Here is a 7,356-nt window from a genome sequence, read left to right as displayed (position 1 = left end):
TCAATTGGATAGAGCGTTTGACTACGGATCAAAAGGTTAGGGGTTCGACTCCTCTCGGGCGCGCCATAAACGGGAAGTAGCTCAGCTTGGTAGAGCACTTGGTTTGGGACCAAGGGGTCGCAGGTTCGAATCCTGTCTTCCCGATCAGAAGTATCATAGGACCTTAGTTTAATTGTTTAGAGTAGAAGGTTCATCAGTTACAATATCGGAGGAATACCCAAGTCCGGCTGAAGGGATCGGTCTTGAAAACCGACAGGGGTGTCAAAGCCCGCGGGGGTTCGAATCCCTCTTCCTCCTCCATTTATTTTTATCATCATCGCGGGTTCAATTCCTACTGCCCCTGCCATTTTAGATACATATGAGGATTATGGGCCTATAGCTCAGCTGGTTAGAGCGCACGCCTGATAAGCGTGAGGTCGGTGGTTCGAGTCCACTTAGGCCCACCAGTATAACAAACCGTTAAGTTAAACTTAAAAAACAATCACGGCCCGTTGGTCAAGTGGTTAAGACACCGCCCTTTCACGGCGGTAACACGGGTTCGAATCCCGTACGGGTCATCGAAAGAGCAGTTTGCAAATGCAAACTGCTCTTTTATTTATGTTAGATAACTACAGATTTTGATTGAGACTGTATAAAATTCTAATGTGAAAACTTCAAAATTTTTGAGTCTAATCTCTGAAATTTGAACATAACGATACTAGTACTTTAAGAATAACACTAGGATAACGTGCTATAATGGATAAAACTGAATACTAGGGGTAATGAATAATGGAGGAATTAAAGCGAAAAAACCAAGGTGCTGCGGAATTAGACGAAAAGGGATTTAAGTGGATGCGTTTCGTCAGCTTCTTTATGATTGTGAACCTCATTTTCACCGTAGCTTTAGTAGCAGTTGTTCTAATAGTTCCACAAATTCAAGAAACTTTTCAATGGGTAGCATTTGGTGTATATGGGTTTACAGTTCTTTATCTCATCTTTATGCGTGAAGTAGCCTTTAAAAAGACATATGGTTCTTTAGCAGTTTGGATGCGCACTGTATGGAATTTTAGTTTTATTGCTAGTGCGTTTGGGGCCATTAGCATGTTTATAGGGAACACTCACTGGACTTTATTTTAAAGGAATCTGTCTTCTTGTGTTGAAAGTGAAAGTAAGGGAGGAATTTATATGAATCCATATGAACAATTACAATTAAACAAAGAAGTAGAAGCGATTGCTAAACAACGAATTGAAATTCATAAACAGCGAATAAAGCTATCTGAAGAGTTAGAGCAAGACTTTGATAATACAGAGCTCCAAAATAAAATTATTGAGTTAGAAGAAGAAAGTCAAAAACTAAAGAAAAAGAGTGAAGCTTTACAAGCTAACTATTAAACATCCTCTCAGGGTGTTTTTTTAATCAACGTATTTTAAAAAAACTGTGATTTTATTGAAGCTATAAGCTTGATTATGAACAAACTGTTGAGTCACTTATTTTGTTAGGACGTCCAATAAAATTATGAAGCGAAGAAAACTTTACTTCCTTGCCTCGTATACTTTTACCTTATTGTAAAATGTCTCTTTCTTCATGTCTACTTCTGATTTAAAAGAAAAAGTGGAAGATAAAATACAGTCCAAGACAGAGTAGCTGCATTCGAGTATGTAGTTTGGCTATGCTTTGAATGGGATTCACAATGCTAATTCTAAATAAGTTTGCTTTGATCCCCATGTAGACTACATTTAAAAGGGAAGCACATATCAAGAATATGAGAGAAAACGTTGGAATAGCCAATAATGTTATAATAATAAACGAGTTGGTATAAAGGAGTTGGTACTATCACCATACAAAATCTTATTGACTCAAAAGATTTAGAATTGCCATTTGTTTTTTATTATGACGGGGATTTTGTACGTCAATCAATTAAAAATGGAACGAACATACTAGAAAGATATGATTACGTCGGAGAAGCTGAATTAGAATTACTTCAAGAAACTGGATTTATTGAAATTTGTATAGAGGGTTATGGTGGGATGAGAATAGGTGATAAAATTGATGTCTCTGTTGGTAATTTAGAAACTAAAAATGTTACCGAACCATTTGTTTTAGAAAAACTTGATAAGCGATTTTATTTTTTAATACCCTTTCATCCTTATTGGGTGAGTACAATGGAAGATGGGGGTATCCTCATCTCATATTCTATAAAAAGTGTACTAAATATGACTACTTATAGTTCTGAAACAGTACGTTTTCATAAAGATATTCTATCTAGCTCAACTGTATATTAAAATAAATATAGTAGCTTAATCTATTGCTTGTTAATATGCCGTTAGATATGTATCTTTTTAGAAAAAAATAAAATAACTTACTGAAATAGTCTTTATATAGAGCAGAACAAGCAGATTCTTAATTATTAAGAGCCTGCTTGTTTTACTTTATACCCAGCATTAGATTCTTTATTTAACAGCTTCTTTAAATTCTTTTCCTGGCTTAAAGGCTGGAGCCTTTGTAGCATCAATAAATTCAGCTTTATTCATATCTAAATACCTCATTCCTTACTGTGTATAGTCTGTATAGACAAAAAATATATCATAGTTTCCTTATAAGGATCAAACCTATGTTCTTTTAAATGCATCATGCATCTGCTAGAAAACTCTAAAAAAAGTTAACATTGCATGTTTTGTTTCCTTTTTGTTAGGGAAATGGAAATAAAAGAAAGATAAAAATGATTAAAAATGAGGAGAAGGAGTGTAAAAAAGTGGTATATAGTCAAGTAGTAAGAAAACCTGAGTTTCAACAAGCGGAATCGGAAGGGTTAAATGAAGCCATTCACGAGTACATAACTCGTCGTACACGTCACAATGCACCGGTTGTGGATGCGCTTCGATATATTATGACCATTGAACATAAACATGAACGCATGCAGGTAGCAGCAGAACTGTTCGGATCAGCTATTCAGCGTGTAAAAGATCAAGATATTATTCAATATCTAAAAAAATGCGGAAGCTACAAAAGAATTTCTGATACGATGGAATAAAAACGTTTTCTTTGAAAAAGCGCCTTTAATGAGAGGGGGCTTTTTTTGTTTCCTCCATTTAAAAGCGAGGGTAAATACATAGAATTCTTCCAATTTGTGCATAGTAAATGAAGCAGAATTAATTGAGGAAGAGACAGAGTTGTGTATCTGACTGCGGGGACGAATGTTAAGGTCTAGAATAAAGTCTTCATTACAGATACCCACTCTTGAATAAATGAAGATTTACGTATGTATCCCTAGCAGGAGGTTTAGTGCATGAGTCAAGAAATACCGTTAAGTTCAAGTGAAATTGCTACTCTTTGGATGACCTATCAGCAAAAAACAATGACCCAAAGAATTTTGGAATATTTTATTGCACAGGCAGAAGATGACGGGGCAAAGGAAATTATGCAGGATACGCATAGGCAAGTGGTGAACTACATTGAAGATATCAAAACAATTTTACAGAATGAAGGGGCTTCCATACCAGTAGGATATACAGAAAAAGATGTAAATATAGGCGTTCCTAAGCTCTATGATAAGATGTTTGATATTATGTTTCTTCGCCTTTTAAAAGAAATTAGTATGGGTCTACATACGCTTCATTTAACCATGTCCTACAGAAAAGACATAATCTCTCTCTATAAAAAGCTTACCGCTTTCACGCAAAATGGCTATGACAAATGTGTAGATTATCTTCAGGATAAAAACGTGCTTCCAAGGCCTCCAGCTGTTTCCGTACCTAAAAAAGCGAAGTTTGTTGAAGGCACAGATTACATGAATGGAATCCATTTATTTTCGAATAAACGGGCATTAAATACTGTAGAGGTAGCACATATTTATTACGCAATTGAAAGCAACATTTTTGGCATGCAAATGATTACAGGGTTCGCTCAAGTAGCAAGTGAGCCTGAAGTGAAGAAGTACTTTGTAAAAGGAAAAAAGTTAGCCAAGAAAATTGTAAATGATTATAGTAAAATTCTTTTGGAAAGCGATATCCAAACGCCTGCGACGTGGGGAGCGAAAGCGACCGAGTCAAAAGTAGCACCCTTTTCAGATAAACTAATGATGTACTGCGTGAGTTTATTCTGCAGTTTCGGGCTGGGAAGCAACGCTTTAGGCACTGCGTTTAGTTTACGTGGAGATCTTCCTCTTACTCTTGTCAGTACCGCCAAAGACATTTTAACATACGGACAAGACGGGGGAAAAATCATGGCTAAAAACGGATGGCTTGAAGAACCGCCAAGTATGGAAGACCGAAATGATTTGATTAAATAGAAAAGCATAATACATTACGAAAACTTCTTTTTTTGAAAGAAGTTTTTTCTTTTGCATAAAAAATGTCGTTATTTGTTCGTTTAACGGTTTGTTTTTTGAATAAAAAGGATATATAAACTATAAATTTACAATTTTATACTAAAAAGGGAGGTTGTTGCATATGAAGTGGTACATAAAAGTGTTGAAAAATTACGGGACGTTTTCTGGCAGAGCAAGCCGAACTGAATACTGGATGTTTGTATTGGTCAACTTTGTTATTTCATTTATTCTTTCTTTCATTCAGCTCGTTATTGATAAGCCTCTTTTTCTGCCGGTAATCTATTCGCTATTGATTGCAGTCCCTTCTCGTTAGCGGTAGGAGCAAGAAGGCTCCACGATATGGGAAAAAGCGGATGGTGGCAGCCCATTACATTAGTTCCATTAATCGGAAGTATTTGGCTGATTATTTTATTCTGCCAGCCTAGCGATCCAAAAGAGAATCGTTTTGGTACAACGGCTAAAGCAGCATAAATAGAACTCCCCCTTACACAAGGGGGAGTTTTTTAGTGCACAGGTTCTACTATAGCACCATCATACGCCGATTGGTAAATAGCTCGGATGTCTTTTTCAAGAAGAGGCAAAGGACTGCGAGCGAGAATTCGTTTTTGCTGGACGCCATCTTCTGTCAGCTTTTGAAGGGCACTTTCTGGAATATCAAATCCGCGAAGGGTTTGAGGAATGCCTACGTCTTCGACAAGTGACTGCAGCTGTTTTACACACTGATAAGAAGCTTCTTCTGTTGATAAAGAGTTAGCGTTTCCGCCCAGTGCTTCAAAAATATCTCGCATCTTTTCCACACAGCTGCTGCGTATGTAACCCATCACATATGGAAGCAATACGGCGTTTGATTCACCGTGTGAAATATGAAACTGTCCACCTAACGGATAAGCAAGCGCATGAACACCAGCAACACCAGCGTTAAAAAAAGCAAGGCCCGCTAAATAGCTTCCGTAGCTCATCTGAGTTCGCGCTTCTTTATCTTTGCCATTTTCTACAGCTGTTCGCAAAGAAGAGCTAATCATGCGTATAGCCTTTAGTGCTAAGGCATCGGTTGCTGGATTTGCATTTACTGATACATAAGCTTCAACGGCATGAGTTAATGCATCAACCCCTGTAGCCGCCGTTACTTTAGAAGGCACGCTTAGCGTAAGCTCAGGATCTACAATCGCAGCGTCTGCAAGCAAATAGTCGTGGGTCACAACGTCTTTGGTGCTTTCAAGAGATAATACAGAAATATTCGTTACTTCTGAGCCCGTGCCGGAAGTTGTGGGAATTAAAATTTTAGGAAGACCTTTTTTTGAAATTTGTTTTGTACCAGTTAAGTTCAAGTATTCTTCTACAGCGCCGTCGTGAACGGCTAAAACGGCCGTAAGTTTTGCTAAATCTAACGCGCTGCCGCCGCCAACCCCAATGACTAAATCAAATTTTCGGCTTTTTGCGTAGGATACGAGTTTTTCACCGAGTGCTAAAGGCGGTTCTGGTGCCGTATCTGCATATACATCTACTTCGTATCCATTTTTAATGAGGGGAGAACTCACTTTATCCACAAGTCCAATGTCTTTTAACACGGGATCTGTGACAATTAAAATATGAGCAGGGTGATATTTTTTTACTTCCGGAAGCAGTTGCTGAAGTGATCCCCATCCTGTATAGCTAAGAGGGGTAAAAACTAGTTTTGACACAGTCATTCTTTTATCCTCCTATAGGCACTGTTTTGTTGGCGGTTTCAAAGATGTGGTTTTGCTTCTACGTATATTATAATGAAGTATTGCAAATTTTTCATTGAATACAAATTAGCTGTCACGAAAAAATTGAGCTTTACTTCACAGAGGCAAAGGATGAGGAAATGTTGAGATACGTAACAAAAGAATTAGCTCAGAAAATTGTGTGTAGAACGATGGAGATTATTGATTGCAACATTAACGTGATGAACGAAAAAGGAGTCATTATTGGTTCGGGTGACAAAAAGCGAATGAATCAAATCCACGAAGGAGCGTTGATGGTATTAAAAAGCGGCAGTTCCTACGAAATTACTCAACAGCAGGCTGACTCGCTGCGCGGGGCCAAACCGGGCGTGAATTTGCCTATTTTCTTTAACGGAGAAATTGTTGGAGTCGTGGGATTAACAGGACTGCCAGAACAGATTCGTAATTACGGAGAACTCGTGCGCATGGCGGCTGAAATGATTTTTCAAGAAATGATTTTAATAGAGGAAATTCAATGGGATGAGCGATTAAAAGAAGAGGTGGTTCATCAGCTTCTTCAGCAAGAAGAGCCGTTTGACTCTTTATTTTTTGACCGAGCGAACCGCTTTGATATTAATTTATACCTTCCACGAGTGGCACTGATTGTTACAGCGGACAATCGCCATGAAGTTATGAAGCTTGTAAAGAAATACATAGCTAACAATGACCTATACGCTATGCTTCCAGACGGAGTGGTCATATTAAAATCTACAGAAGCAGGCAGCGCTAGCAGCTATGCGGAACAGCTGGAAAAACAGCTTCGGGCGTCTGGTATGGTGTGTAAGTTAGCGGCAGGATCTGTTCAAGCTGACTTTAAAGGCCTTCATGTATCTTATCAGCAGGCAAAAGATACGCTTGCCGTCGGTTCAAAGCTTCACCCAGAAGCTGTTTTCTACTGCTATTCGGATTATCAAATTCCCGTGCTGTTACGTCAAAGCGCCGGTTTTCAAGAAAATCATGAACTGTTGCATCACTATGAAAAGCTTAAGGAATACGATAAGAAAAAAGAACTTATCGAAACGTTAACGGTCTACATACAAGAAAATGGCGAAGGAAGCACAGCAGCTAAAAAGCTTTTTATACATCGAAATACGCTAAGCTACCGTCTAGATAAAATCCAAAGCATTACGGGAAAAGATCCAAGAAAAGTCAAAGATCTTCTTGAACTGTATGTAGCGCTACTGCTATCTAAAATTTCATAATTGTGCACGTGCATAAAAGATCTTGCGATAGTGAGGTCTTTTTCTGTTGAAGTGACTAATGAAAGAATATAAGATAGCGCTTACAATTAACGTTAAGGACAG

7 protein-coding genes, 4 tRNA genes and 1 pseudogene are annotated in these 7,356 nt (G+C 38.0%); 11 read left to right on the top strand and 1 reads right to left on the bottom strand.

The annotated features are described in order from the left end of the window. Positions 1-70: 70 nt before the first annotated feature. The 10 genes and pseudogenes from ACFX4G_RS19640 (at position 71) to ACFX4G_RS19595 (ending at position 4,778) form a co-directional block, all read left to right on the top strand. Positions 71-144, top strand: a tRNA-Pro gene (locus ACFX4G_RS19640). Between the two features lie 63 nt (positions 145-207). Continuing rightward, a tRNA-Ser gene (locus ACFX4G_RS19635) sits at positions 208-300 on the top strand. Positions 301-369: 69 nt separating this feature from the next. Then, a tRNA-Ile gene (locus tag ACFX4G_RS19630) sits at positions 370-446 on the top strand. 39 nt (positions 447-485) lie between these two features. Further along, positions 486-557: transfer RNA gene (locus ACFX4G_RS19625), tRNA-Glu, on the top strand. 211 nt (positions 558-768) lie between these two features. Beyond that, complete coding sequence (locus tag ACFX4G_RS19620) at positions 769-1,116, top strand: hypothetical protein (RefSeq protein WP_025753676.1); 348 nt, start codon at positions 769-771, stop codon at positions 1,114-1,116. A 48-nt stretch (positions 1,117-1,164) separates the two neighbouring features. After that, positions 1,165-1,371 (top strand): hypothetical protein, encoded by a 207-nt coding sequence (locus ACFX4G_RS19615; protein WP_016766132.1) that lies wholly within the window; start codon positions 1,165-1,167, stop codon positions 1,369-1,371. A gap of 480 nt (positions 1,372-1,851) precedes the next feature. Beyond that, a complete protein-coding gene (locus ACFX4G_RS19610) occupies positions 1,852-2,262 on the top strand; it encodes a hypothetical protein (protein WP_043983110.1) in 411 nt (136 codons plus the stop codon). A 470-nt stretch (positions 2,263-2,732) separates the two neighbouring features. Beyond that, complete coding sequence (locus tag ACFX4G_RS19605; protein WP_028408159.1) at positions 2,733-3,011, top strand: hypothetical protein; 279 nt, start codon at positions 2,733-2,735, stop codon at positions 3,009-3,011. Between the two features lie 255 nt (positions 3,012-3,266). Continuing rightward, positions 3,267-4,268 carry a DUF3231 family protein gene (locus ACFX4G_RS19600; RefSeq protein WP_377576347.1) on the top strand — a complete coding sequence of 334 codons (1,002 nt, stop codon included), beginning with the start codon at positions 3,267-3,269 and terminating at the stop codon, positions 4,266-4,268. 160 nt (positions 4,269-4,428) lie between these two features. Continuing rightward, positions 4,429-4,778: pseudogene (locus ACFX4G_RS19595) on the top strand (DUF805 domain-containing protein). 32 nt (positions 4,779-4,810) lie between these two features. Here the strand turns inward: ACFX4G_RS19595 and ACFX4G_RS19590 are convergent. Continuing rightward, complete coding sequence (locus tag ACFX4G_RS19590) at positions 4,811-5,995, bottom strand: iron-containing alcohol dehydrogenase (RefSeq protein ID WP_043983104.1); 1,185 nt, start codon at positions 5,993-5,995, stop codon at positions 4,811-4,813. Between the two features lie 158 nt (positions 5,996-6,153). Between ACFX4G_RS19590 and ACFX4G_RS19585 the strand changes: the two genes are divergently transcribed. Beyond that, positions 6,154-7,254, top strand: a complete 1,101-nt coding sequence (locus tag ACFX4G_RS19585; protein WP_377576344.1) for a sugar diacid recognition domain-containing protein — start codon at positions 6,154-6,156, stop codon at positions 7,252-7,254. Positions 7,255-7,356: the final 102 nt, after the last annotated feature.

Origin of the sequence: Priestia sp. YIM B13486, assembly GCF_042787865.1 — a bacterium.
GTDB lineage: Bacteria > Bacillota > Bacilli > Bacillales > Bacillaceae_H > Priestia > Priestia megaterium.
Note: the sequence above shows the minus strand (reverse complement) of the source record. Positions and strands in the feature narration are given on the sequence as shown.